Annotated in this window: 25 protein-coding genes; 19 read left to right on the forward strand and 6 right to left on the reverse strand. The window is 37.2% G+C overall.

Annotated features, from left to right (window positions below; all coding sequences use genetic code 11):
- Positions 1-2: 2 nt before the first annotated feature.
- Complete coding sequence (locus tag V2145_RS00555) at positions 3-1,277, reverse strand: NAD(P)/FAD-dependent oxidoreductase (protein ID WP_311856341.1); 1,275 nt, start codon at positions 1,275-1,277, stop codon at positions 3-5.
- Between the two features lie 208 nt (positions 1,278-1,485).
- Between V2145_RS00555 and V2145_RS00560 the strand changes: the two genes are divergently transcribed.
- Both V2145_RS00560 and V2145_RS00565 read left to right on the forward strand, forming a co-directional pair.
- Positions 1,486-3,132: a putative polysaccharide biosynthesis protein gene (locus V2145_RS00560; protein WP_094911935.1), complete on the forward strand. Its 1,647-nt coding sequence runs from the start codon at positions 1,486-1,488 to the stop codon at positions 3,130-3,132.
- A 60-nt stretch (positions 3,133-3,192) separates the two neighbouring features.
- The gene (locus tag V2145_RS00565; RefSeq protein WP_311856343.1) at positions 3,193-3,909 is read left to right on the forward strand and encodes a pseudouridine synthase; all 717 of its coding nucleotides are present in this window, start codon (positions 3,193-3,195) and stop codon (positions 3,907-3,909) included.
- A 181-nt stretch (positions 3,910-4,090) separates the two neighbouring features.
- Here the strand turns inward: V2145_RS00565 and V2145_RS00570 are convergent, their stop codons facing one another.
- Positions 4,091-4,312: a DeoR family transcriptional regulator gene (locus tag V2145_RS00570; RefSeq protein ID WP_025909502.1), complete on the reverse strand. Its 222-nt coding sequence runs from the start codon at positions 4,310-4,312 to the stop codon at positions 4,091-4,093.
- Positions 4,313-4,703: 391 nt separating this feature from the next.
- Between V2145_RS00570 and pepV the strand changes: the two genes are divergently transcribed.
- Positions 4,704-6,107 carry a dipeptidase PepV gene (gene pepV, locus V2145_RS00575; RefSeq protein ID WP_311856348.1) on the forward strand — a complete coding sequence of 468 codons (1,404 nt, stop codon included), beginning with the start codon at positions 4,704-4,706 and terminating at the stop codon, positions 6,105-6,107.
- A 43-nt stretch (positions 6,108-6,150) separates the two neighbouring features.
- Here the strand turns inward: pepV and cysK are convergent, their stop codons facing one another.
- A complete protein-coding gene (gene cysK / locus V2145_RS00580) occupies positions 6,151-7,086 on the reverse strand; it encodes a cysteine synthase A (protein WP_311856350.1) in 936 nt (311 codons plus the stop codon).
- A gap of 262 nt (positions 7,087-7,348) precedes the next feature.
- Here cysK and V2145_RS00585 point away from each other — a divergent pair, with 262 nt between their 5' ends.
- The 3 genes from V2145_RS00585 (at position 7,349) to V2145_RS00595 (ending at position 11,526) form a co-directional block, all read left to right on the forward strand.
- Entirely contained in the window at positions 7,349-8,302 is a 954-nt protein-coding gene (locus tag V2145_RS00585) for an NERD domain-containing protein (protein ID WP_311856352.1), read from the forward strand.
- A gap of 92 nt (positions 8,303-8,394) precedes the next feature.
- The gene (gene pulA, locus V2145_RS00590; RefSeq protein WP_311856354.1) at positions 8,395-10,539 is read left to right on the forward strand and encodes a type I pullulanase; all 2,145 of its coding nucleotides are present in this window, start codon (positions 8,395-8,397) and stop codon (positions 10,537-10,539) included.
- A gap of 171 nt (positions 10,540-10,710) precedes the next feature.
- The gene (locus V2145_RS00595; RefSeq protein ID WP_179289255.1) at positions 10,711-11,526 is read left to right on the forward strand and encodes a phosphotransferase family protein; all 816 of its coding nucleotides are present in this window, start codon (positions 10,711-10,713) and stop codon (positions 11,524-11,526) included.
- 6 nt (positions 11,527-11,532) lie between these two features.
- On the opposite strand, the gene V2145_RS00600 is transcribed toward V2145_RS00595, so the two are convergent.
- On the reverse strand, positions 11,533-11,811 hold the full coding sequence (locus tag V2145_RS00600) for a YtzH-like family protein (RefSeq protein ID WP_025909496.1): 279 nt from the start codon (positions 11,809-11,811) through the stop codon (positions 11,533-11,535).
- A 146-nt stretch (positions 11,812-11,957) separates the two neighbouring features.
- On the opposite strand from V2145_RS00600, the gene trmB reads away from it, so the two are divergent.
- Both trmB and V2145_RS00610 read left to right on the forward strand, forming a co-directional pair.
- Positions 11,958-12,605: a tRNA (guanosine(46)-N7)-methyltransferase TrmB gene (trmB, locus tag V2145_RS00605; protein WP_330987248.1), complete on the forward strand. Its 648-nt coding sequence runs from the start codon at positions 11,958-11,960 to the stop codon at positions 12,603-12,605.
- A 110-nt stretch (positions 12,606-12,715) separates the two neighbouring features.
- On the forward strand, positions 12,716-13,573 hold the full coding sequence (locus V2145_RS00610; protein ID WP_311856357.1) for a YtnP family quorum-quenching lactonase: 858 nt from the start codon (positions 12,716-12,718) through the stop codon (positions 13,571-13,573).
- Here V2145_RS00610 and V2145_RS00615 read toward each other — a convergent pair.
- A complete protein-coding gene (locus V2145_RS00615) occupies positions 13,548-13,853 on the reverse strand; it encodes a PepSY domain-containing protein (RefSeq protein ID WP_330987249.1) in 306 nt (101 codons plus the stop codon). The two genes, V2145_RS00610 and V2145_RS00615, sit on opposite strands and share 26 nt — an antisense overlap.
- Positions 13,854-14,020: 167 nt before the next feature.
- On the opposite strand from V2145_RS00615, the gene V2145_RS00620 reads away from it, so the two are divergent.
- The 8 genes from V2145_RS00620 (at position 14,021) to murC (ending at position 23,029) form a co-directional block, all read left to right on the forward strand.
- Positions 14,021-15,094 (forward strand): M42 family metallopeptidase, encoded by a 1,074-nt coding sequence (locus V2145_RS00620; protein ID WP_094911925.1) that lies wholly within the window; start codon positions 14,021-14,023, stop codon positions 15,092-15,094.
- A 71-nt stretch (positions 15,095-15,165) separates the two neighbouring features.
- Positions 15,166-15,678, forward strand: coding sequence for a DUF84 family protein (locus V2145_RS00625; RefSeq protein WP_131888417.1), 513 nt, complete (start codon positions 15,166-15,168; stop codon positions 15,676-15,678).
- Positions 15,679-15,854: 176 nt separating this feature from the next.
- The gene (locus V2145_RS00630) at positions 15,855-16,172 is read left to right on the forward strand and encodes a thioredoxin family protein (RefSeq protein WP_094911924.1); all 318 of its coding nucleotides are present in this window, start codon (positions 15,855-15,857) and stop codon (positions 16,170-16,172) included.
- 79 nt (positions 16,173-16,251) lie between these two features.
- Entirely contained in the window at positions 16,252-17,055 is an 804-nt protein-coding gene (locus V2145_RS00635) for a DUF1444 domain-containing protein (RefSeq protein ID WP_094911996.1), read from the forward strand.
- Between the two features lie 3 nt (positions 17,056-17,058).
- Positions 17,059-17,664: a YtpR family tRNA-binding protein gene (ytpR, locus tag V2145_RS00640; RefSeq protein ID WP_094911923.1), complete on the forward strand. Its 606-nt coding sequence runs from the start codon at positions 17,059-17,061 to the stop codon at positions 17,662-17,664.
- Positions 17,665-17,961: 297 nt separating this feature from the next.
- Positions 17,962-20,643 carry a DNA translocase FtsK gene (locus tag V2145_RS00645; RefSeq protein ID WP_330987250.1) on the forward strand — a complete coding sequence of 894 codons (2,682 nt, stop codon included), beginning with the start codon at positions 17,962-17,964 and terminating at the stop codon, positions 20,641-20,643.
- A gap of 255 nt (positions 20,644-20,898) precedes the next feature.
- Complete coding sequence (locus tag V2145_RS00650; protein WP_131888414.1) at positions 20,899-21,561, forward strand: nicotinate phosphoribosyltransferase; 663 nt, start codon at positions 20,899-20,901, stop codon at positions 21,559-21,561.
- A 169-nt stretch (positions 21,562-21,730) separates the two neighbouring features.
- Complete coding sequence (gene murC, locus V2145_RS00655) at positions 21,731-23,029, forward strand: UDP-N-acetylmuramate--L-alanine ligase (RefSeq protein ID WP_330987251.1); 1,299 nt, start codon at positions 21,731-21,733, stop codon at positions 23,027-23,029.
- Between the two features lie 54 nt (positions 23,030-23,083).
- Here murC and V2145_RS00660 read toward each other — a convergent pair whose 3' ends face one another.
- A complete protein-coding gene (locus V2145_RS00660; protein ID WP_094911919.1) occupies positions 23,084-24,199 on the reverse strand; it encodes an aminopeptidase in 1,116 nt (371 codons plus the stop codon).
- Positions 24,200-24,455: 256 nt separating this feature from the next.
- Between V2145_RS00660 and V2145_RS00665 the strand changes: the two genes are divergently transcribed.
- The 3 genes from V2145_RS00665 (at position 24,456) to ytxJ (ending at position 25,855) form a co-directional block, all read left to right on the forward strand.
- Positions 24,456-24,947, forward strand: a complete 492-nt coding sequence (locus tag V2145_RS00665) for a DUF948 domain-containing protein (protein ID WP_094911918.1) — start codon at positions 24,456-24,458, stop codon at positions 24,945-24,947.
- A 22-nt stretch (positions 24,948-24,969) separates the two neighbouring features.
- Positions 24,970-25,410, forward strand: coding sequence for a YtxH domain-containing protein (locus V2145_RS00670; RefSeq protein ID WP_131888411.1), 441 nt, complete (start codon positions 24,970-24,972; stop codon positions 25,408-25,410).
- Between the two features lie 121 nt (positions 25,411-25,531).
- On the forward strand, positions 25,532-25,855 hold the full coding sequence (gene ytxJ / locus V2145_RS00675; RefSeq protein ID WP_131888410.1) for a bacillithiol system redox-active protein YtxJ: 324 nt from the start codon (positions 25,532-25,534) through the stop codon (positions 25,853-25,855).
- Positions 25,856-25,870 lie beyond the last annotated feature (15 nt).

Below are 25,870 nucleotides of genomic sequence, written 5' to 3' on the forward strand. Positions count from 1 at the left end.
CATTAATGCGCTAGGCTTTTGGCATACTCTCCTGCATTTGTTCCAGCAAGCCTTCCTGTTACTAAAGCTGACGTAATGTTATAGCCGCCTGTATAGCCATGAATATCTAAAATTTCGCCGCAAAAGTAAAGGCCATTCATGAGTTTTGAAGACATTTCTTTTGGGTGAACTTCCTTTACGGATACGCCTCCACCCGTTACAAATGCTTTTTCAAGAGATAACGTTCCATTTACAGAAAACGTAAATCGTTTCATCAAACCGACAAATTCACGAAGGCGATCATGCGAAATTTGTCCTGCAAGCTCTTGCTCTTCAATATGAGAAGCTTGAAACAAAAATAGTAAATAGCGCTCAGGCACAAATCCTTTTAACACATTTTTGATTGCTTTTTTGGGCTCTTCTTTTAAAAGTGAAACAACTTTTTGAAAGAGGTTTTCTTCGTTTATATCTGGAAATGAGTCAATCATCATTTCAACAGTCGTTGTCTTTTGCTTTTTAAGCTCTTTGACAACATATTGACTGCAGCGTAATACGGCAGGTCCAGAAATTCCAAAGTGCGTAAAAATCATATCCATTCGATGCGTAATAACTGGCTTTCCTTTTTTATTTAAAACGCTTAACCCGACGCTACGTAATGATAAACCTTGCAATGTTTTTTCTCGAATAAATGCTTCGTTTGAAGTGACGGGAACTTCGGTTGGGTAAAGTTCTGTAATGGTATGCCCTGCTGCTTCTGCCCAAGCGTATCCATCGCCTGTAGAACCTGTATGAGGAACAGATTTTCCTCCAACAGCTAAAATAACTGCCTTGGTGTGGATTACTTCACCTGTCTCTAACTGAACTTCTTTTACTGCATTGTTCTCATATACAACTTTTCGTACAGGCGTGTTTGTGCGTACATGAACGTTTAAACGCTTTAGCTCACCAATCAGTGCATCAACGACTGATTGTGCCTTATTTGATACGGGAAACATGCGTCCGTGATCTTCTTCCTTTAAAGCAATTCCAAGGTTTTCAAAAAACGAGATAATATCTTCGTTATTAAAAATTGAAAATGCACTATATAAGAAGCGTCCGTTTCCTGGAATGTGCTTAATAATTTCATCAATTGGAAGTCGGTTCGTGACGTTACAACGTCCACCACCCGAAATAGCTAGCTTCCGGCCTAGCTTTGTTCCTTTGTCTACTAATAGTACCTTTGCGCCTTTTTCACCAGCTGCAATCGATGCCATCAAACCAGAAGGTCCTCCTCCGATTACGATTACATCATAAATCATATCTTCACCAACCTGTCTATTTTATAAAATTTGAGTTTGTTCACTGACAAATGAACAAACTTTGGATAAAATGGGCTATAGTCTTGTTTTTTTTCTAGCTGCTAGCAGCAGTTAACATTAAAGCATGTCTGAAATAAAACTGCAACTTGATTCCTTTTTATTTTATCACTATTATCAAAGTGTAACATTACGTATCGGAGGCAAGCTTATGTCTGATTCAAAGCTATTACGAGGAACATTTGTGTTAACGTTAGGAACATATATTTCTCGTATACTAGGAATGATTTATATTTTTCCATTTGCAACGCTCGTTGGAGCTGTAGGTGGAGCCTTATTTGGTTATGGGTATAACCAATATGCTATTTATCTAAGTATTGCAACGGCAGGAATGCCGATGGCTGTTTCAAAATTCGTATCTAAATACAATGCAATGGGTGATTATTATACGAGTAGGAGAATGTATCGTGCAGGCCTTAAGCTAATGCTTGTCACAGGAATTTTATCTTTTCTCTTACTTTATTCTTTATCTCCTTTTATTGCGAATTTAACACTGGGAGGAGCAGATTTAGATAATTCGTTAGAAGACGTTGTCATGGTTATGCGTATGGTGAGCGTGGCGCTTCTTGTCGTACCTATTATGAGTTTAATGCGTGGATTTTTCCAAGGACACCAGTCTATGGGACCAACTGCTGTTTCACAAGTTATTGAACAGTTTGTCCGCGTTGTCTTTTTACTCGCTTCTACGTACATCGTGTTAAAAGTTGTCGGAGGCAGTCTAGCCTTAGCGGTTGGATTTGCAACGATGGGGGCATTTGTAGGTGCGCTCGGTGGATTAGCTGTCTTGTTATGGTATTGGAAAAAACGAAAGCCTCATTTAGATAAGATGGTACAAGAGCAAAAAGTTACGCCAACGCGTATTTCAACGGTTTCTATTTTTAAAGAGTTGTTTACGTATTCTATTCCGTATGTGTTTGTTGGGCTTGCAATTCCGCTTTACCAGTATGTTGATCAATTTACATTTAACCGTGCAATGGTAGCTGCAGGCCAAAAAGAAATTGCGGAGACGATGAATGGGATTGTGCAATCTTATGTACCAAAGCTAGTAATGATTCCTGTTTCATTAGCTACTGCTTTTGGATTAACGCTGGTTCCAACAATTACACGATCGTTTGTGAATCAAGATTACACGGCTCTTCAAAAGCAGATTGACCAGACGTATCAAACGATTATGTTCTTAGTATTACCAGCATCAGTTGGTTTGATGGCTTTAGCAGGTCCAGCCTATGGAACATTCTTTGGTATAGAAGACGTTAAAGCTGGCGGAACAGTCCTATTAGCTTACGCACCAGTGGCGTTATTATTTTCATTTTTTACTGTGAATGCTGCGATTTTACAAGGTGTGAATAAACAAAAATATGCGGTAATCAGTTTAGCATTTGGTCTAATTGTGAAAATTATTTGTAACGTACCATTTATTTATCTATTTCACGAGTTAGGCTCTATTTTAGCAACGGCTCTTGGCTATCTTGTATCTATTGCATATACATTTTATCTCATTAAAAAGTATGCGAATTATGATTACCAAGCATTTATCAAACGTACAGTATTAATCTTTATCTTCGTTGCTATTATGGGATTAAGCGTTAAAGTACTTTCCTTTATTTTAGGTTTCTTCCTAATGTACGATCAAAGCCGTATTGCAGCTGTAGTAATTACCTTTATTGGAGCAGGTGTTGGAGGGGTTATATACGGTGTAGCTACGTATCGTTCGACATTATTAGAGCGAGTAATGGGAAAACGAATTATCAACATAATTGAACGAAAAATTTTACGCCGTCGTCCAGCGAACGGTTAAGAATAGAGTGACTCATTCAATGGGTCACTTTCTTTTCGAATATAAATAGAGGGGGATTTTATGAGATTAGATAAGCTATTAGCTAATATGGGTTATGGCAGTCGAAAAGAAGTAAAAGGGTTATTAAAAACAGGAGCAGTAAAAGTAAATGGTAAAGCGATTAAAGACGCTAAGCTACATGTGGACCCAGAAGCTGAAGAAGTGTCCGTTCACGGAGAGATTATTGAATACAAAGAATTTATTTATTTAATGATGAATAAACCGCAAGGAGTAATTTCTGCTACAGAAGATCATCAACATGAGACAGTTGTTGATTTATTAGAAATTGACGACGCTATTTATGACCCATTCCCAGTGGGAAGACTAGATAAAGATACGGAAGGATTACTGTTATTAACAAATGATGGACAGCTTGCTCACCAGCTGCTTTCACCGAAAAAGCATGTTCCTAAAACGTATTTTGCGATTATTAATATGGAAGTGACAGAGGAAGACGTGGAGGCATTCAGAAAAGGAGTTACACTAGATGATGGATACGTTACGAAACCCGCAGAGCTAACAATCTTAAGAAGCGGTGAATCATCTGAAATTGAGCTAACCATTGTGGAAGGGAAATTTCATCAGGTAAAGCGTATGTTTGAATCGAGAGGTAAAAAAGTAACATACTTAAAACGAATTTCAATGGGTTCGTTGTCGTTAGATGAAGAGTTGGAATTAGGTGAATATCGAGAGTTAACGGAAGGTGAGCTAAATTTATTAAGGGGAAAAAAGGAATAAGAGGCGAAAGAAAAAGGAACCTGTACATAAATTGGTTCCTTTTTGTTCACTCTACGCAAGTGAAACAATTCACGTTTAAATGCACCGAAGTAAAGTCGGACATTCAAAGATACTCAACACACATGGTGAAAAGTATGAGGAATCTTTATCTCTGTATATAAATACTTACCTTTGAAACTTACTAGGATGAAATCTTGACCTTCTTCTCTGTCGTCGTCCATGTACCACGACTTGGACTATGAACTAAATCATTGTATGCTAAGACATTTAAATCACGCTGAATAGTTCTAGGAGTGATACCAAACTCATCAACAAGCTCTTGAGTAGTAACAGTTCCCTTTTTACTAATGAACATGTAAACGGATTTGATACGCGTTAGCATTCGATTAGTTGAAGGTTTCAAAAAACCACTTCCTTATTCGTTTTTCGTAAGGCACAACTTCTTTATAACTTTGAGATGTCAAGCACTATTTAAGTCCTCAGTTACATTGTACACAAAAAACCATAAAAAATAAAAGGGTAAAGCTTAATTTAATAATTAATTTACAAAAATTGATATAAATGAGATAAATATGTACTTTTTTGGCAGGTCTCCTTTCTTAAGCTATACATTATTTATTTAATGTATGCAAAATATAACCAAATAGACCTATTCGAGCATAAATTTAGAGAAAAGGTTACAACCCTTTACCCTTTTTGCAGCTAATTAAACACCTTAGATGCTTTTTAAAAAAAGGTGTGATAAAGTGGAAAATAGTACAAATTGAATACTTCTGAAATGGTGGAGGATAAATATGGAAGCTATCAATTGGATGGAAGAAGTCAAAAAAAGAGAACGCGATATCTTGGAAGAAACGAAACGTTTTTTACAAATTAAAAGTGTTCTCGATGAATCTATAAAAGAAGATGAGCCGTTTGGAGAAGGAGTAGCTAAAGCTCTTCATTTTTTATTGGATAAAGGACATGCTGATGGTTTTGTAACTAAGAACGTAGATGGATATGCAGGACATATTGAATTAGGAGAAGGAAAAGAATTAATAGGAGTTTTATGTCACGTTGACGTCGTACCTGAAGGTGATGGTTGGTCTGTTGATCCATACGGTGGCGAAATTAAGGATGGGAAAATTTTTGCCCGTGGAGCCATTGATGATAAGGGACCAACAATGGCTGCTTATTACGCTATGAAAATTGTGAAAGAGTTGAAGTTGCCGCTCTCAAAACGCGTACGTATGATTATTGGAACGGATGAAGAAAGCGATTGGAGATGTGTAGATCACTACTTTAAACATGAAGAAATGCCAACGATGGGTTTTGCTCCAGACGCTGACTTTCCTATTATTTACGCAGAAAAAGGAATTACCGATGTGGAGTTACACCAACAACCGATTCAAGGTACAGACGGAGAGTATGTATTAATATCACTTGAATCTGGTCGTCGCTATAATATGGTGCCTGATTATGCAAAAGCAGTTCTTGCTGTGAAAGAAGAAGTAGACTTGAAAAAAGCGTATGAGAACTTCTTAAATAAACATGACGTAAAAGGTACAGTTGAATTCAACAACAGCCGATATACGATTACTTTAGAAGGGGTATCGGCACATGGAAGTGTTCCTCAAAAAGGAAAAAATGCAGGGCTGTTGTTAGTAAGTTTTCTACATGAATTAGCATTAAATGAACAAGCAAGACAGTTTATTACATATGTTAATCAATATTTTGTAGACGATACAATTGGTAACAAAATCGGTTTGCATGTTCGAGATGATGTAACAGGTGACTTGACCGTAAACGTTGGTATTTTATTTTACACTGATGAGAAAGCCGGGCAAATTGGCTTAAACATTCGTTATCCAGTTGCCGCTAATATTGACAGTATTATTTCTACACTCAAGAAACAAAGTGAGACCTATCAAATCACTGTTAAGCATTTTTCTGATTCAAAACCCCATCATGTAGATAAAAACCATGAGCTTATTAAAACGTTACAGCAAGTGTATCAAGACCAGACAGGAGAAGAACCAACGCTTATTTCTATCGGTGGAGGTACATATGCACGAGCATTAGAAGCGGGAGTAGCATTTGGCCCACTCTTCCCTGGAAGAGAAGAAGTGGCCCATGAAAAAGATGAATATATGGTGGTCGAAGATTTAATGAAAGCAACAGCCATTTATGCACAAGCTATTTATGAATTAGCTAAGTAAAAGAAAAAGACGCTCAAAAGCATGAGCGTCTTTTTCTAACTTATTATGAATCAAAAGAGAATAAATCACTTGATAAGTAGCGTTCGCCTGTATCGCAGGCAATGCACACAACGACTTGGTCAGGGCTTAGTTTTTTAGCTACCTCGATAGCAGCATAGCAAGCTGCACCAGAGGATGGGCCAACTAAAATCCCTTCTTCAGCAGCCAGTCTACGCGTAATATCATACGCTTCTTCATCTTTAATCTTTAAAATTTCATCATATACATCCACATTTAAGGTATTAGGTATAAAGCCGGGGCTTGTTCCTACAAGCTTATGCTTTCCTGGTTTTCCACCTGATAAAACGGGAGAGCCAGCAGGTTCCACTACATGAACGCTCATGTTTGGATAGCGTTCTTTTAGCGCTTCACCAGTTCCTGTTATTGTACCGCCAGTACCTGCTGTAGCAACAAATGCAGCTAATTCTTTATTTAAATCATCCATTGCTTCGACGATTTCTTTTGCCGTGGTGTGGCGGTGCGCGTCTGGATTAGCTGCGTTTTTAAATTGCATCGGCATAAAAGCATTTGGAATTTCTTTTGTTAATTCTTCTGCTTTACGAATAGCCCCTGGCATTTTTTCGTCTCCTGGTGTTAGCACAACTTCAGCCCCGTAAGCTTTTAATAAGTTGATACGTTCTTGTGTCATAGTATCTGGCATAACTAGAATTGAACGATAACCTCTTGCTGCAGCATTCATAGCTAATCCAATTCCAGTATTGCCACTAGTTGGCTCAATTATAGTTGAATTTGACTTTAAAAGGCCTGCCTCTTCAGCTTTAACAATCATATTAAAGGCAGCGCGATCTTTTACACTCCTGCTGGGATTGAAGAATTCAAGCTTTAAATAAACGGATGCACCGTCAGCTGGCTGAAGGCGATTCAATTTGACAAGGGGCGTATCCCCAATTAAATCTGCCATGTTGTTAACAACTTTCATTATAACCATCCTTTGCATCGATAGAATTAATAATCTTTTTTAACTTAGTATAGACAACAATAGTGTACAGCTACACTTTCACAGTCAGAAAAAGACGTGTTTTTTCTATCATAACATAATCTATCGCCTTAGTAGGATAAAAGGGTTTAAGCATCCTGTTTCACTAAAAAGCTCTAATTACTAGTGGTATCTTTGTTTTAATATTAGTAAAATTGAACCATAAAAACAATCTGGCAGCTTTTAGCGAGGAGAATGATTTGATATGGCGCAACTTATTAAGATACAAGACTATCTTTCACGCTATGAGAGAGATTTGTATCATTATTCATCTCAATTTACACGTGTGAAACAACATAATTGGGATAGAGCAAAGGATTATTTTTACAATGGAAAAGAAGCGGATATAGCTGAGTTAGAAGAATCCCTGACTCCAGAACAATCGCTTTTTCAAAAGGTAAAGTTCTTCTTTAAAAAAGATGAACTAGTTGAAATAGATAAACAATATATGGAGGTAGCAATAGAAAAAGAAGAAGGAGAAGAAAGCTTTGATGCTGAAAATCTCACTACGTTCGTGACAGACCCTAAAAACCTACAAGATTTAAAAGTGTTGTTTTTAGAAAACGTTTTTCAAATGCAAATGAGGTGGGCGACATCAACTTTATTTGAGCTTTCAAATGCAGATAAGCGATATTTTTATGATGAAAAGCTTCAATATTTTTTGAAAAGTTTTCCTGATACGTTTCTACTTATGTATAAGCCTGTGTTTTTAGTGAAAAAAGCCCCTGTTGAAGCAGAGGTCATTTTAATTACGCCTACAGAAACTATCTGCATTGCAATGGTTGAAGGGAAAAATGGCTCTGTGTTTCAGTATTCAAAAGAAAATTTTTGGACAGAGTTAATAGGGAAAGACAAAAAGAAAGTGTTAAATCCTGTGCTTGGATTAAATAGAACGGTGCAACTCGTAAAAAGCCTTTACCAATCGCATAACATTGATCGACCTATTCGAAAAGTATTGCTGAGTCGTAATGGATTCTTTGACTCTCCTAAAGAACCTTATCAAATTGATTTTATTGATAAGAGGAATTATGAAGAATGGTTCTATAGTTTAAGGCGTTTATCAGCACCTTTAAAATTTAATCAGCTTCAAGCAGCTGAGGCACTTTTAAAACATAGTCAAAGCATTTATTTTGATCGAAGTGAGAATGAATCATTTTGATGTGAAATTTAGTATTTATCTAATAGAAAATGCTTTCATTTCTCCAATTTGAACATATAATGCTCATAATAAGTTATGTAGGAGGAGAACAGATGGCTTATGATGATCAAAGATTTGAAGCATATTTAGATAAGATGGATATGGTTACCGTTCTTGTTCCTAAATCTTACTACAATGGAGAAGTGAATTCGCTTTGCTTAATGAGAGGTGACCAATCTCTTTCTTTAACGTTAAAGGATAAAAAAGTCTTACATGAAGCTATAAAATATGAATACTATTGTCCAATGAAAGTAGAGATTGGTGAAGAGTATCGAGTGGTAGAAGAACGTGGTGCGAAAGCAGACTTAAAGATAGGAGCCGTCATCCGGACTCCTGAATTCGATGATGCTTTCTTTTATAATGAATCAGATTTGGGCGTGAGTTTTACTACCCAACATATCCAGGTGAAAGTATGGGCACCAACTGCTACGGATGTAAAAGTAAAGCTTATCAATCCTGAAACTTTAAACAAAGAATATATTAGCATGACTCGCCTGACAAAAGGAGTTTGGACTGCGGCCTGTGGACTTGAAAAAGAAGGGTATTACTACACATTTGAGGTAACGGTCAACGGCGTTACGAGAGAAGCTGTTGACCCTTATGCAATAGCAGCATCAGTAAATAGTAAATATGGTGTGCTGGTGAATTTAAAAAAAACGAAGCAGTCACCGGTGCAAAAGGCTCCGCTTCCAAACCCTACCGATGCCATTATTTATGAAGTGCACATTCGTGATTTTACCATTCATCCCTCCAGTAACGTGTCCAGTAAAGGAACATATGCAGGATTTACTAGAGCGTCAACAGAAAGCGGTGTATCAACAGGCTTAGCTTACTTGAAGGAACTTGGTATTACACATGTGGAGCTTTTACCAGTTAATGATTTCGATGGCGTAGATGAATTGAATCCTTTTGATGCTTACAATTGGGGCTATAACCCACTCCTATTTAATGTCCCGGAAGGTAGTTATTCTTTGGATCCGACCAATCCAGTAGCCCGTATTCTAGAACTAAAGGAGCTTATTCAAACCGTTCATGAGAATGACTTGCGTGTTATACTTGATGTCGTCTATAACCATGTGTATATAAGAGAAGAATCTTCATTTGAAAAGATTGTTCCAGGCTATTTCTTCCGCCATGATGAATTTGGAATGCCTTCTAATGGAACTGGTGTAGGAAACGACTTTGCTTCTGAGCGTAAGATGGCACGCAAATTTATCGTGGATTCGGTTTTGTTTTGGGTGAAAGAATATGATGTTGATGGCTTTCGATTTGATTTAATGGGAATTTTAGATATTGAAACGATGAATATGATTCGACAAAAGCTGTTTGAATATGATTCATCGATTTTACTATTCGGTGAAGGTTGGGATTTAAATACCCCTTTATCCTCAGAGGAGAAAGCAACCATTTATAATTCTGATAAGGTACCAAACATCGGTTTTTTTAATGATCGTTTTCGAGATTTTATTAAGGGAAGTACTTTTAACATCTATGATAAAGGTTTTATTTGTGGTAACACTCATCGAATAGACGAAGTAAAGCAAGTAGTAGCTGGCAGTGTTTCTTATCAAAAAGGAGAAAAGTATTTATTTACCCAGCCTACCTCCTCAATAAATTATGTAGAATCACACGATAATCATACTTTGTGGGATAAATTGAGTAAGTGTAATTCCCATGAAGAGAAGCGAATCTTGCAAAAGAGGCAAAAGCTTGCAAGTGCAATGGTGTTATTAGCTCAGGGAATACCTTTTCTACATGCAGGACAAGAGTTTTACCGAACAAAAAAAGGCGTTGAAAATAGCTATCGTTCCCCAGATAGCATTAATCAATTTGATTGGGAACAGCGAAAGATTTATAAAGAGGATATCAAATGGCTACAAGCAGTGATTCAGCTAAGAAAAGCACACGGCGCTTTTCGCTTTCATACAACTGAGCTCATTAGGAAGCATATGAAGTTCTTAGAATCAGTACCAGAAGTTGTTGCATATTCTCTTGTTAATGTAGAAGAGTACGGACCATGGAAAGATATTATTGTCGCGTTTAACCAAGACACATCGACTCGTTATATTAACCTGCCACCGGGAAATTGGCATGTTGTAATTGATGGAGAAAATGCTTATCAGTATCCATTTACAAAAGTCCTTTCAGGTAAAACAGCCGTTCCTGCAGTTGGAGTTTTAGCATTATTTAAAACATAAGTGCTATTCTGCTACTTGACGAGAAAAGCGGGAAGAGGATAAAATTTATGAAGGATAGCTATTGGTATATGTCCGCAATAGCTGTCTTTTTTATTTAATAAAACAAATACACGTTGTTGATGATATAAATAGAAGTAAACATAACTTTAAATTTTTAATGAAATGTGTGTGTTGAAATTGAAGGTGAATTGGTTGGAACATATATTAGGAAGCGAATGGGAAGTGACTCCTGCTGGCGGTGCAACTGGAGATGCTTATTTCGCAAGGTTTCAAGACCGAAAGCTATTTCTGAAGCGTAATTCATCTCCTTTCCTAGCTGTTTTATCAGCAGAAGGCATTGTTCCAAAACTAGTTTGGACAAAACGAATGGAAAATGGAGATGTAATTACAGCTCAACACTGGTTAGATGGTCGAGAGTTGAAGCCTCAAGATATGAACTCGGATAGCGTAACAGAGTTGCTGAGTAAAATTCATCACTCTAAAGAGCTATTGGATATGTTAAAAAGATTAGGGAAAGAGTCATTATTACCACAAGACGTTCTACTCGATATTCGAGCGAATGTAGATGTAGACTTGCAAAAAGAACTGATTGTTGAGCAAGGAATTATGTATTTAGAACGAGAAGTGGATTTTGTTCAACCAGAGGAATATGTGGTTTGTCATTGCGATGTCAATCATAACAATTGGTTACTAGGCGAAAATGAACAGCTATATTTAATTGATTGGGACGGAGCGATGATTGCTGATCCAGCCATTGACTTAGGCCTCTTATTGTATTGGTATATCGATCCAGCAGAATGGAAGAGCTGGTTAGAAAAGTATGGTATTACTTTAACTGATAACTTACAAAAGCGAATGAAATGGTATGTGGTGAGTCAGAGCATTTTATTTGTACAATGGCACCGTACAAAGCAAGAAGTACCAGAAATGAACTACTGGCTTAACTACTTAAAAGTATTGCTTGAAAATGAGCAGCTAAGCCAGTAAGTTTAATTAAGATAGACTAGATAGTTCTTCAACCCATTGAGATAGATTTTGTTTGTTTGTCTCAATGTGTTGGTCAAGATGTGCCGCGCTTTTTGCAGTTTGTGTATACTCGCAAATATTTTGAAGCGTACGATACACTTGTTCATTAGCAGTTCCATTTGCTAGCATTGCTTGAGCCAAGCGTTCAACTTGTTCGCATTCTGAGACTGTTCCACAGCAGTCTGTTTGGTGATTTGATAAGATGTCCTTTAAGATAGCCATTTGATGCTGAGCGTTTAAAGGCATAGTGCATCATCCTTTCTCGTATGATGCTTTTATTTTTTTCTTTATAAATACAATTATTCATACGAATGTCGGTTGTACAAAATAACCGACATTTTCCGTGTGGTTCAATTTTGATAATTTTTGATAATATAGATGAGGTGTGGAGTATGAGACTAAGAAATAAACCTTGGGCAAAAGAAAAATTGGCGCAGTATCCACAATATGCTGTGGGAAACCCTGCAGAACATAAGGGAAAGTGGAACGAAGTATTTGAAAACAATAATCCAATTCATATTGAAGTAGGAACTGGAAAAGGTCAATTTCTACTTGGAATGGCTAAGCAAAATCCAAATATTAACTATATTGGTATTGAGTTATACGAGAGTGTAATTGTGAGTGCTTTAGATCGTATAATTGAAGCAGAAGTACCGAACTTCAAGCTGCTAAGTGTTGATGCAAAAGACTTAACCGAATATTTTGCTAAAGGTGATGTTGAACGAGTGTACCTAAACTTTTCAGATCCTTGGCCAAAAGTTCGTCATGCTAAAAGACGCTTAACGTACAAAACATTTTTAAATATCTATGAGCAAATTTTAATTGGTGGTGGAGAAATACACTTTAAAACAGATAATCAAGGGTTATTTGAATACTCTTTAATGAGCTTTTCTGAATATGGTTTGTTATTAAAGTACGTAAGTTTAGATTTACATGCGAGTGAATTTGAAGGAAATATTATGACTGAGTATGAAGAGAAGTTTTCTCAAAAAGGAAGTCGAATCTATCGTTCAGAAGTTAAATACATGAACGAAAAGTAATATCAACAGGGACCTTTCAACTAGTGAAAGGTCCTTTTTATTTAAAAAAGACTATAAAAACGCAAATAGGCAGTGATACAATAAATAGGAATATATGGGAGGTGTGAAAAATGGAAACGTTAACAATAGGGGATGTAAAAGTTACTTGGTTAAACGGTGGAGACAATCATCTTGATGGAGGCGCTATGTTTGGTGTTGTACCAAAAGAGCTTTGGTCTAAAAAATACCCTCCTGCCTATGATAACCGTATTCCGATGAGAACTGATCCACTTTTAGTTCAAATTGGTAAAGAAGTTGTCTTAATTGATGCAGGTATAGGAAATGGAATGATTGAAGGTAAGCAAAAAAAACATTTTGGTATTACGGAAGAATCTCATGTAGAAACGGATTTAATGAAACTAGGGTTAACACGACATGATGTCACCAAAGTAGCGATGACACATATGCACTTTGATCACGTATCGGGACTAACAACGAAAAGTCAAGGTACATTGGAGTCTACGTTTCCAAACGCAGTTATTTACGTAAGCGAAGTTGAATGGAACGAAATGCAAAACCCTAATATACGTTCAAAAAATACGTATTGGAAGCAGAATTGGGAAGCTATTGAATCTCAAGTTGTACCGTTTCATGATTCTATTCAATTGCTCCCGGAATTTACGATGCACCACACAGGTGGGCATAGCGATGGACATTCTGTCGTTGTCATTAGTAGCCGAGGTGAGCAGCTTGTGCATATGGGAGATTTACTGCCAACTCATGCTCATCACAATGTTTTGTGGGTTATGGCCTATGACGATTTTCCAATGACATCTATTTCACAAAAAGAAAAATGGCTTCAATACGCATACAATCAAAATGCATGGCTTAGTTTTTACCATGATGCTTATTACCGAGCAATTAAGTGGGATACTAAAGGTGATATCATAAATGCAGTGAAATTTAATCAATCTTTACTAAGTCAATAATGTTACCGCTACTTTTATCAATGAAAAATTCATATTGTTCACGACTGCCGTCTACAGAGCGAGTAATACCGCCAGAGTAACCTTCAAAAGCGAGACCATACCTATTTATAACCTTGGTCGTCGTCTGAATCCAAGAGCCGTTAATAGGACCATTTTGTTTAAATGCCTGTTTTGCAATTTGCAGTGCTTCCATGGATGAAAGAGACGACTTTTTCTTTTGATAGAGATAAGCGCTTGCAAAACCAACAGCAATGCCTGTTATGAGCTGGGTATACTTCATAATAATCACCTTCTTTATTTAATGAAAACAAAAGCTCTTACTACAGTCCATTATACAAAAACATACTTTAATTGTTAAGCAATCCAGGTGTTTAAGGAAGAAGAATGGAAAGTATTTTGACTTTTCGCTACAATAAAGGGTAATGACATACATAAAGGAGACGAAAGATGAATTCAGAAACTTTATCATTATTTAAAACGCTAACAGAACTTCCGGGTGCTCCAGGGCATGAGCACGCAGTAAGGGCTTTTATGAAATCACAAATGGAGCCTTTAACTGATGAAATTATTCAGGATGGACTTGGGAGTATTTTTGGGGTAAAAAAAAGCAATGCTTCAGGTCCAAAAGTAATGGTAGCTGGGCATATGGACGAAGTTGGATTTATGGTAACCGGAGTGACGGATAAAGGAATGTTACGCTTTCAAACATTAGGCGGATGGTGGAGTCAGGTACTCTTGGCTCAGCGCGTCGAGGTTGTTACAAGAACGAGAAAGGTTACAGGCGTTATTGCATCGATTCCGCCACATCTGTTAGAAGATGCGCAGCGTAATAAGCCAATGGCTATTAAAAATATGATGATTGATGTCGGCGCCGATTCTAAGCAAGAGGTTGCTGATATGGGGATTCGTCCTGGAGATCAGATTGTGCCCATTTGTCCATTTACACCAATGGCTAATGAGAAAAAAATCTTAGCAAAAGCATGGGATAATCGATATGGTTGTGGATTAGCGATTGAATTATTAAAAGAAGTAAAAGATGAAAAGTTGCCAAATATTCTATACGCTGGAGCAACTGTGCAAGAAGAAGTAGGTTTACGAGGTGCTCAATCTGCTGCAAATATGATTAAGCCTGATGTTTTTTATGCGCTAGATGCAAGCCCAGCAAATGATATGTCAGGGGATAAGAATGCATTTGGGCAGCTTGGAAAAGGTGTACTGCTTCGCATTTTTGACCGGACGATGGTAACGCATCGAGGTATTCGAGAGTTTATTTTAGATACGGCTGAGACCAATCATATTCCATATCAGTATTTTGTTTCACCAGGTGGTACTGATGCAGGGCGTGTTCATACATCTAATAGTGGAGTTCCATCTGCTGTAATTGGTATTTGCTCAAGATACATTCATACACATGCTTCTATGATTCATGTAGATGATTATGCAGCTGCGAAAGAACTATTAGTGAAGTTAGTGCGTGCAACGGACGAAACAACAGTAGCTACTCTTAAAGAGCAAGTTTAATCTTAGAACAGTCGCTTGTAAAAAGCGATTGTTTTTTGTGTTAATTAAACAATAAGCAAAGGAGAGATAAAATGAATATTGCAATTGGAACGAAAAATCCAACTAAAATAAATGCTGTTAAAAATGTATTTGGACAAGAAATGACCTACCATTTGTTTGAGGTGCCTTCAGGTGTATCTAGCCAACCGTTTTCCGATGAAGAAACCATTCAAGGAGCCATTAACCGTTCAGAGAGAGCATGTAAAGATGAGATGGATTTAGGGATAGGATTAGAAGGTGGCGTAACAGAAACAGATTATGGGTTGTTTTTGTGCAATTGGGGAGCTTTAAGTAGTCCTTCTCTCAAAAAGCCAATTATTGCTGGTGGTGCAAGGATTTTATTACCTCACGAAATTGCAACAATGTTAAAGAAAGAAAAAATTGAGTTAGCGGAAGCTATGGAACGCTTTACGCATAAAAAAAATGTGCGTTCAAATGAAGGGGCAATAGGTATCTTCACATCGGAAATGCTCACAAGAACAACGATGTTTGAACACGTTGTTCGCATGCTGTATGGTCAATATCAGTTTCATCAAAAACAATAAATAGGATATACTAACACCTTAATAATACCGAAACGCTCTACATACTTAGAAGTAAGATACTTGCACCATCTTGTTGACTATGGTTTCATATGAATGACTGTACAATTAAAATAATGATAAATAAGATGTCTTTTTTGGGAAGCAACAAGGCATACAATATAAAGGAGGAAGTAACAATGAAAAAAATGGAGAGTATTGAACAATATAATGAGGTCATTAAAGAAGGAAAACATATTATGATGTTCTCAGCAGACTGGTGTCCAGACTGTCGTGTCATTGAACCAATTTTACCTGAAGTGGAACAGAAATATAGTGACTATACGTTTCACTATGTAGATCGCGATCAGTTTATTGATTTGTGCATTGAACTCAATATCTTTGGTATTCCAAGTTTTGTAGGATACCACAACGGTGAAGAGAGCGGGCGTTTTGTAAGTAAAGATCGTAAAACGCAGGAAGAGATTGAACAATTTATCGAAAGTTTAAAAGGATAAGCTACCGCTGGGCCTGTTGTTTTAACAAGAGGCCTAATTTTAAGCTTTTTTGGTGAAAAGGAGGGATTCCTTAGTGAAGATGACGAGTATTAAAATGAAAAAATTAATTCAAGATCGTTTGAAAGATGAAAATTTACGTTTTCAATTCGATCAAAAAAACGATACGCTACGAATTGAGCATTCTGAAACGAAAAAAGGATTAACTGTTTCACTACCAGGACTCATTGCGAAGTGGGAAGAAAAAAAGGACGCAGCAGTAGATGAAATGATATATTATATAAGAGAAGCTGTGCGCGTAATGAATGATGAACAACAATTAAACTCAAAAGAAAAGAAGATTCTTCCAGTTATTCGATCTACTTCTTTTCCAACGAAAACAAACGAAGATGTTCCGCTCGTATATGATGATCATACGGCAGAAACAAGAGTTTATTATGCCTTAGATTTGGGTAATACGTATCGATTAATAGATGAAAAGCTCCTTGAAAAAGAAAAGCTTGAGGTAACATCTATTAGGGAAATGGCAAGATTTAATCTTCGGTCATTGCCGATTACATATAAAAAAGATACGGTTGCGGGCAACGATTTTTATTTTGTTAATGCTAATGACGGGTATGATGCGAGCCGCATTTTAAATGAATCTTTCTTACAAGAGTTTCAAGATAAAGTAAAGGGAACGCTAACAATTGCTGTGCCTCATCAAGATGTTTTGATTTTAGCAGATGTTCAAAATGAAACGGGCTATGATATATTAGCACAGATGAATATGAGCTTTTTTGCTAGTGGAAGAGTACCCATTACAGCACTCTCTTTCTTGTATGAAAACGGGCATTTAGAGCCAATTTTCATTTTAGGAAAAAATCGTAGTAAAGGACGGAGTTAAGGAATGAATATTTTTTACAACAAAGAAGGTATCGGTGATACGCTAATCGTATCTCTTCAAGACATCGAACTGTCAAACCGAACGTTTGAAACAAAAAAGAACGTCACGCGCATCTTTGATGAAAAATCAAATGTTACTGCTGGCTATAATATTTTCGAAGCATCGACTGTTTTATCTTTCTCAGGGCGTGGGCCGATTAAGTTAACAGAAGAGCTAGTAGCGGAAGTAAACCGCGTTATTCAAGAAAGTGGATTTTCTGAATCGATTGAAGTAGACTTATCTCCAAAATTTGTTGTGGGCTATGTTCAGGAAAAAGAAAAGCATCCAAACGCTGATAAATTGAATATTTGTAAAGTGGATGTTGGCACAGAAACGTTACAAATTGTGTGTGGTGCTCCAAACGTTGAGGCAGGACAAAAAGTTGTAGTGGCAAAAGTGGGCGCTGTTATGCCAAGTGGTCTTGTTATTAAAGATGCAGAACTTCGTGGCGTACCTTCTTCTGGTATGATCTGTTCTGCAAAAGAATTAGCTTTGCCAAATGCTCCTCAGGAAAAAGGAATTTTAGTGTTGGAAGAAAGCGCAAAAGTAGGAGAAGAGTTCTCAGCTTAATTCTATATAATACAAAAGTCGGATGTTGCTTTACACCTATGTTTCAAAGGATTACAGTTTGTGAAAAGCAATTGTCAATAGTTTTATAAATTTGATAAAATTAAAAGCCACTAGTAGTTCTAGTGGCTTTTTTGCATATTTCATAAGATATCGGGTATCTAGTTAATAGATTTTATAGGAACCCTATTGGATACATGGTAAAATGAATGAGAGTGTATAAAAATTGAAAATTTTACAAGAAGCATACAGTTTTTTATAAATAGAAATACGACTGTTAAGGAAGAAAGAGTGATAAAAATGGGTTTTATGCGAAAAATGATGGATTATCTATTAGGTTATGAAGTGAAAGAAATTATAGTAGATGAAGAAGGTCGACAAACAGAGATTCCATTAAATGAGCCTAAGAAAGAGACAGAAATGAAGCAAAGGCCAGTTCAAGAAACGGTCAATGAAAAAGCAGCTACTCCAAAGAAGCAAACACCAGCCCGTTTACCAAGACAAGAAAAAGGGACAACCCATCAAGACTTAGAGGCAAAAGTAGCTTATCACTATCCAAAAGGTCAATTTCGCTTTCCACTTATAGATGACAATCAATTTAGTCGTTCAGATGATTCACTAAGTCATGAAGTCCGTCGAAGAGAAAGACCTGCTGAAGAGGTGAAAAATGAACGAGAGTTTGTACGGAAAAGTCGTCAGATGAATCGAGAAGAACCGGCTCCTTTTCAACGTCCAGAATATGTGAAGCCAGTACAAGAGAAAAAAGTATCAGTTGCTTCTAAGCCGACTTCGCAAGTGAAGAAGCCGTTTCGTCCAACTGAAATCCCGTCACCTGTATACGGATTTAACAAGCGTCCAGCTAATCATCAACTTTCTCAACAGCATTCAGAAGTGGTCGAATTTGAGCTTTCGAGCTCAGCTGGAATAAAGCCGACTCCTACGTATGAATCTCTGCGAAAAGAAATTCGTAACGAAAGGACGTACGTAGAACCTCTAGTGCGCAAAGAACAGCAGGAGGAGAGTAAGGAAGTAGAAAACGTAGACTCGTTTAATGAACAGGTAAAAGATGTTTATGTCGAACCCCAAACAGTCCCGTCTTTACATATTGAAGAACGGCCACTAGAAGAAGTAGAGAAACCATCAATTCAGTTTGAGGGACATGGAACTATTGAAAGCATAGCGCCTGAAGTAGTAGAGAAGTCAGAATCTATAGAAGAAGATGTTCCACAGCAAGAAGCGCCTATTGTAGACGAGTTTGAAGAGGTAAAAGAGTCTCAGCCTGCAATTGAAGAAGAGCCACAAGCATATGCAGATGAACCGGAAGACACTAATCGAAAACCGGAAAAGTCAAGTGCAAGCTCATCAAATGGAGGCCGCAGGTTAGTTCCGTTTAATGTCATGATGTTAAAAAAGGACCGTGAAAAAGTCGCTCAATCGTCGTCTGTAGAGCGTTTGAAAACGCAGGAGAAGCAAGAGGAGTGTGAAGAAGAACCAACTCCTATCCTACTTAAAGAAGCAACACCATTAGCGGATTCTCAAGCGGAATTGTCGTATCAATTCCCTTCTATGTCAATGTTAAATGCACCATTAATTGAAATGGAAGAGGATCATGATTGGGTACAAGAGCAAAGTGACCTGCTTGATATGACGCTAAACAATTTCAACGTTCGTGCCAAGGTAGTAAATGTGACGCAAGGTCCAACCGTTACACGCTTTGAAGTTCAACCAGAGCCGGGCGTTAAAGTAAATAAGATAACGAATTTAACAGATGATATTAAGCTGAGCTTAGCAGCAAGAGATATTCGGATTGAGGCGCCAATACCAGGTAAAAATACAATTGGCATTGAAGTGCCCAACCAACAAAGTAAGCCGGTTTTGCTTAGCGAAATAGTAAACGACCCAGCTTTCACCCAAAATAAGTCACCTTTAACGGTAGCATTGGGTTTAGATATCTCAGGTTCTCCAGTAGTCACGGATTTAAATAAAATGCCACATGGTTTAATTGCAGGGGCCACTGGTTCAGGAAAAAGCGTATGCATTAACACAATTATTGTGAGCTTACTCTATAAAGCAGCTCCTCATGAGGTCAAATTGATGCTTATTGATCCAAAGATGGTTGAGTTAGCGCCTTATAACGGTATTCCGCACTTAGTAAGTCCTGTTATTACAGACGCCAAAGCTGCCACAACAGCTTTAAAATGGGCTGTAGAAGAAATGGAACGTCGCTATGAGCTGTTTGCGCATACCGGTGTGCGTGATATTACACGCTATAATGAAAAAGTAGAAGAGCATAGCGAGAAAAGCGGTAAGCTTCCATATCTCGTCATTATTATTGATGAGCTTGCAGATTTAATGATGGTATCACCTGGTGAAGTTGAAGAAGCAATTTGTCGTATAGCTCAAAAAGCGAGAGCATGCGGTATTCATTTGCTGCTAGCGACACAAAGACCTTCTGTTGACGTTATCACAGGTCTTATTAAAGCGAATGTCCCAACCCGCGTAGCCTTTTCGGTCTCTTCTCAAGTTGATTCTCGCACGATCATTGATACAGGTGGAGCGGAGAAACTACTTGGTAAAGGAGATATGCTATTATTAGAAAACGGTTCGTCTAAAACGGTTCGAGTTCAAGGGAATTTTGTATCAGATGAAGAAATTGATCGCGTCGTCGATCATGTAAAATCGCAAATGAAGCCAACTTATTTATTTGATCAGCAAGAACTGTTAAAAAAGCAGCAGACGTTTTCAACACAGGAAGATGATGAATTATTCTATGAGGCGTGTGAATTTGCTCTAAGCCAGGACGGTGCCTCAGCATCAAGCTTACAGCGCCGATTCCGTATCGGTTATAATCGGGCTGCAAGGTTAATTGATATGATGGAGCAGCAAGGTATTATCTCCGAAGCGAAAGGTAGTAAGCCAAGAGATGTGTTAATTACGGAAGATGAGCTGCATGAACTTGAAAATAAAACAGCCAGCTACTAAAGTAAAGACCTGGCTTGCTACGGCTATTTTAGCAGGGTAGCTTAGCCCAGGTCTTTATGTGTGTAATGAGGTTAGGTTATTTTGGAAGTGTGAGAACCGAGATAAAGGTTTGTCAGATTACAAAAAATGATTTAGTATATGTAAGGGTAACATTTCGTTGTTTTTTCCAGTTTAATTTGGAAAGTATAATTATTAATGAGGATGTCAGCTCACAAGCGATATGCTAAGGCTCCTCGATAATGAGTGTGAGAAGCAATGGCGAATAACCATCAAGACATTATTGATTTAATTGAAATTCGGAAAGAAAAACAATCCCAAGCGGACGAGGCCATTCAATCCTTTTATAATGAGTACCTTTTGTTTGTGATGAGGTATACAAACATTCGAGAAAAAGTGAGAGCAGCTCACCTTTTTCGTGAACGTACAGGACTTTCACAAAAGCAAATGCAGCTAAGCGACAAAGAGCATTTATTTCAACAGTGGCTTGCATTTGATTATGTTACAATTCAAGGCCGAACGTTGTTGCAGCAGTTTATAAGTGAAAAAACAGCTACACGAAACGAAACATTTTTAATTCAAAGTGCGTTGTTTTTAACAAGTGTATTAGAGCCGATTGTTGTATCAAAAGTATGTGAGTCTTTTTACGTAAAAGGATATAGTCCATTGACAAACAAGCAGGTTATCATCAAAGATGTAAAAGGAAGGTTTAAAAACACAGATGTTGAAAAAGTATTATGGGTTCGGAAAATAAAGTCACTCGGTTATGACGTGTTAGTAGGCTCTTACTTTATACAAGCAGAAGCTAGTTTGGAGAAGCTACATCAATCACTGAACCAAGAAGAAAAGCTCAATTGGAGACAATTTTTAAAAAGATATGCGGTTACCTATTTGACGGAGGCCCGAGTCTTTCAGAAATAGCCAAAAGTCAAGGCTTTCAAAGCTTGTTGAGCAATTTGCAGAAGTGATATAATATGCAGCTGTTATCATTCTATACAAACAAATGCGAAGAATGACATGTTTGTAAGAGCAATTATTGATAACCGTCATATACTGTCTTACAGATAGACGAATGTTGGAGGTTCTTTATATGACAGTTTACCATTTTGTAGGTATTAAAGGAACAGGGATGAGTGCGTTAGCACAAATCTTAAATGATACGGGCTTTCAAGTTCAAGGTTCGGATATTGAAAAAGAAATCTTTACACAGAAAGCATTAGAAGAGCAGGGGATTCCTGTTCTACCTTTTAATAAAGAAAACATTAAAGAAGGCATGGTTGTAATTGCTGGAAATGCGTTTCCTGATACGCATGAGGAAATTGCAGAAGCCATGGAGCGCGACATACCTGTTGTTCGCTATCACCGTTTTTTAGGTGACTATATGAATCAGTTTACAAGTATTGCTGTTACAGGTGCTCACGGTAAAACATCCACTACTGGTATGCTAGCACATGTTATTCAAGGCGCTGAGCCAACTTCATATTTAATTGGAGATGGCACAGGGAAGGGCGTAAAAGATAGCAAATATTTTGCATTTGAGGCATGTGAATATCGTCGTCACTTCTTATCCTATACGCCAGATTATGCAATCATGACAAACATCGATTTTGATCACCCAGATTATTTTGCAAACATTGAAGATGTATTTAGTGCGTTTCAAGAGATGGGCTTGCAAGTGAAAAAAGGTATTATTGCCTGTGGTGATGACGAGCATCTTCAGCAAATACAAGCAAAAGTACCAGTCTTGTATTATGGATTAGGTGAAGAAAACGATTTTCAAGCTCGCAATATCGTGAAAAGTACGACTGGAACAGCATTTGATGTATTTGTACGTAATACGTTCTTTGCATCATTTGAAATTCCTGGATACGGAGACCATAATATTTTAAATGCTCTATCAGTAATTGCCCTATGTCATTATGAAGACATCCCGGTAGCTGTGTTACAAGAGCGATTTAAGACTTATCAAGGCGTAAAGCGTCGTTTTAGTGAAAAGAGTGTTGGAAAGCAAGTATTAATTGATGATTACGCGCATCACCCAACGGAGATTAACGCAACAATTTCAGCAGCTCGTCAAAAGTATCCAAATCGAGAAGTAGTTGCTGTATTCCAACCTCATACATTTACAAGAACACAAACGTTCTTAGAAGACTTTGCTACAAGTTTACAGCATGCTGATAAAGTATACTTATGCGATATTTTCGGCTCAGCTCGTGAACAGCAAGGCAAGCTTTCAATTGAAGATCTGCGCAGTAAAATCAACGGAGCAGAGCTTATTAATGAACAAACAATTGAAACGTTAAAAGGTCATAATGAAGCAGTTCTTGTATTTATGGGAGCTGGGGATATTCAAAAATTTGAAGAGTTATACCAAAAAACGGTTTCATAATAAAAAAAAGCTCAGATTAATAATCTGAGCTTTTTTTAGTACTTGGATAATGGATTATTTCAAATTATCTGGATTTAATCCTTTTAATTCTTCTAATACGAAAAGACCGTCTTTACGTATCAATACATCGTCAAAGTAAATTTCTCCACCGCCATATTCAGGACGTTGAATCATAACCATATCCCAATGAATGTTTGATTTGTTACCATTGTATGCATCTTCATAGCATTCTCCTGGGGTAAAGTGAAAGCTACCATCAATTTTCTCATCAAATAAAATATCTTGCATTGGGTGTTGAATATATGGGTTTACACCAATTGCAAATTCTCCAACAAAGCGAGCACCCTCATCTGTATTGAAAATTTCATTGATACGCTCTGTATCGTTAGCCGTTGCATCAACAATTTTTCCATTTTCAAACGTTAGCGTTACGTTTTCAAACGTAAATCCTTGATATGGTGAAGGTGTATTATAAGCAATGGTTCCATTTACTGAATCACGAACAGGTGCTGTGTAGACTTCTCCATCCGGAATGTTCATTTCGCCAGCACACTTTACAGCAGGAATATCTTTAATAGAGAATGTTAAGTCTGTTCCTTTTCCTGTTAAACGAACCTTGTCCGTACGATTCATTAAATCAACAAGCGCATCCATCGCTTTACTCATTTTGCTGTAGTCTAAGTTACATACATCAAAGTAAAAATCTTCAAATGCTTCTGTGCTCATTTTAGCTAATTGAGCCATTGCATCATTTGGATAGCGTAGTACAACCCATTTTGTTTTTGGAACACGGATATCACGGTGGACTTTTTTACCGATTGTATTTCCATGAATACGCATTTTGTCTCCTGGTACATCGGATTGTTCAAAGATATTAGAACCTGAACGTAATCCAATATAAGCGTCCATTTGCTTCATCACGTTTGCTTCAAAATCAGCCATCATGCTATATTGCTCTTCTTGTGCACCTTGAAGGAGAGCACGATCTACCGTATGATCTTTTAATAAAACAAATGGATATCCACCTGCAGCATATGCTTCGTTTACAAGGGCAGTTACAAGTTCACGTTGCAAGCCAAAGTTTTCAATTAAAACTTTTTCACCTTTTTGAAGACGAACGGAATAATTAATTAAGTTATGCGCCAAAGTTTGAATTCTAGGATCTTTCATATGTATTCCTCCTTTAAAATAAGCGACAACTGTCACTTTCTTAATTGTAACCGATTATTTATTTTTTGTTGATGAATATGGAATGTTTTAGTTATACTTTCCAAAGGATAAGGCAATAAATAATAAAAGTTTAAGAAAATGAGGAAGATAGTGTATGATAAGGATAAACGCTTCCAATTTTTGATCCTATGTTTAAGTTATTTTAAAATTGGGAACGTATTTGTATCAACAATTATGAACGAGGAGGGGATTAAATATGATTCTTATTTTATATTTAAGCGCTGCAGTAGTCGCTATTGCGATTTTTTATCTTGTTGTTTCAGTATCAAAGACGCTTCGTTCTGTACAACAAACTCTTACATCTGTGGCAGGAACGCTCGACGGTTTGGAAAAACAAATGACAGGTATTACAACGGAAACAACTGCACTCTTACATAAAACTAATTTATTGGCAGAAGATATTCAACGAAAATCCGAAGCTTTAAATACCGTAGTGGATTCGGTGAAAGGTGTTGGAGACTCGATTCATGATTTAAATAAATCTTTAAAGAACGTGTCTACTAGCGTCTCGCAAAAGGTAGAAGAAAACAAAGAGACTGTTGCACAAGTTGTTCAATGGAGCAATGTAGCAATGGATGTGTGGGAACGATTGAAAGCAAGAAGAAAGCCTGTGCAACAATCTACTGTTGATTCCACTGCTGCTGAGTTAGTTGAACCATCAAAAAAACGCTCAAGATCTTATTCTTAAAAGTATACTGGAGGAGAAAGCAATGGCAAATAATCAATCAACAAATAAAGACTTTTTATTAGGAACGATTATTGGAGGAGTAGTAGGAGCAGCGACTGCTTTATTGTTAGCTCCGAAAGCAGGTAAAGAACTAAGAGCTGATTTAAATGAACAAGCTGCTTATGTTCGTTTAAAAACGGAGCAAGTGAAAAATAGCGCTGTTGAAAAAGGACAAGAATTTGCTCAAACTGCGAAAGTAAAAACAGCAGATTTGTCGCATACTATCTCCGAGCAATCATCACAAGTCGTAGATAAAGTAAAAAATTTTAGAAAAGCTGATCAGCATGAAGACAATTTACCACCAACAAGCCTCGAGGTACTTGCTGATGAAGTAGAGTCTCAAAGTGATGAAGACTTTCATCAAAAGCTAACGGAAGCCCAAGAAGCGTTAGATGAAGTAGAAAGCAATATCAATCGCCCTTAAATTTGCTAGTAAGCGTTCATCTACTTGAACGCTTTTTTTTATGACTATCCCATATGTTAATTTATTGTGAATGAGTAATTGGGAAGGTAAAATAAAGAAAAAACTTAAAAGGATGATGAAAATGAAGAAAATTACAAGCGTAGAAGAGTTTAATGAAGTAGTCAACGAAAATGAATCTTTTCTATTTTTAAAGCATAGTACAACCTGTCCAATTAGCGGCGCAGGTTATGAAGCATTCTCGAACTATGTAAACAACCAAAACTCAGTGAAAGCATACTATTTACACGTCCAAGACGCACGTCCACTATCAAATTATATTGCTGAGACATATGGTGTTAAACACGAATCACCACAAGCCCTTTTCTTTGAGAATAATAAAGTAAGTTGGGATATTTCACACTGGAAGATTACGGAAGAAGAACTAAGTAAAAGAGTAAGTAAATAAAAGGTAAAGAAAGCT

The organism is Priestia sp. GS2 (assembly GCF_036409025.1).
Classification (GTDB): Bacteria; Bacillota; Bacilli; order Bacillales; family Bacillaceae_H; genus Priestia; species Priestia aryabhattai_A.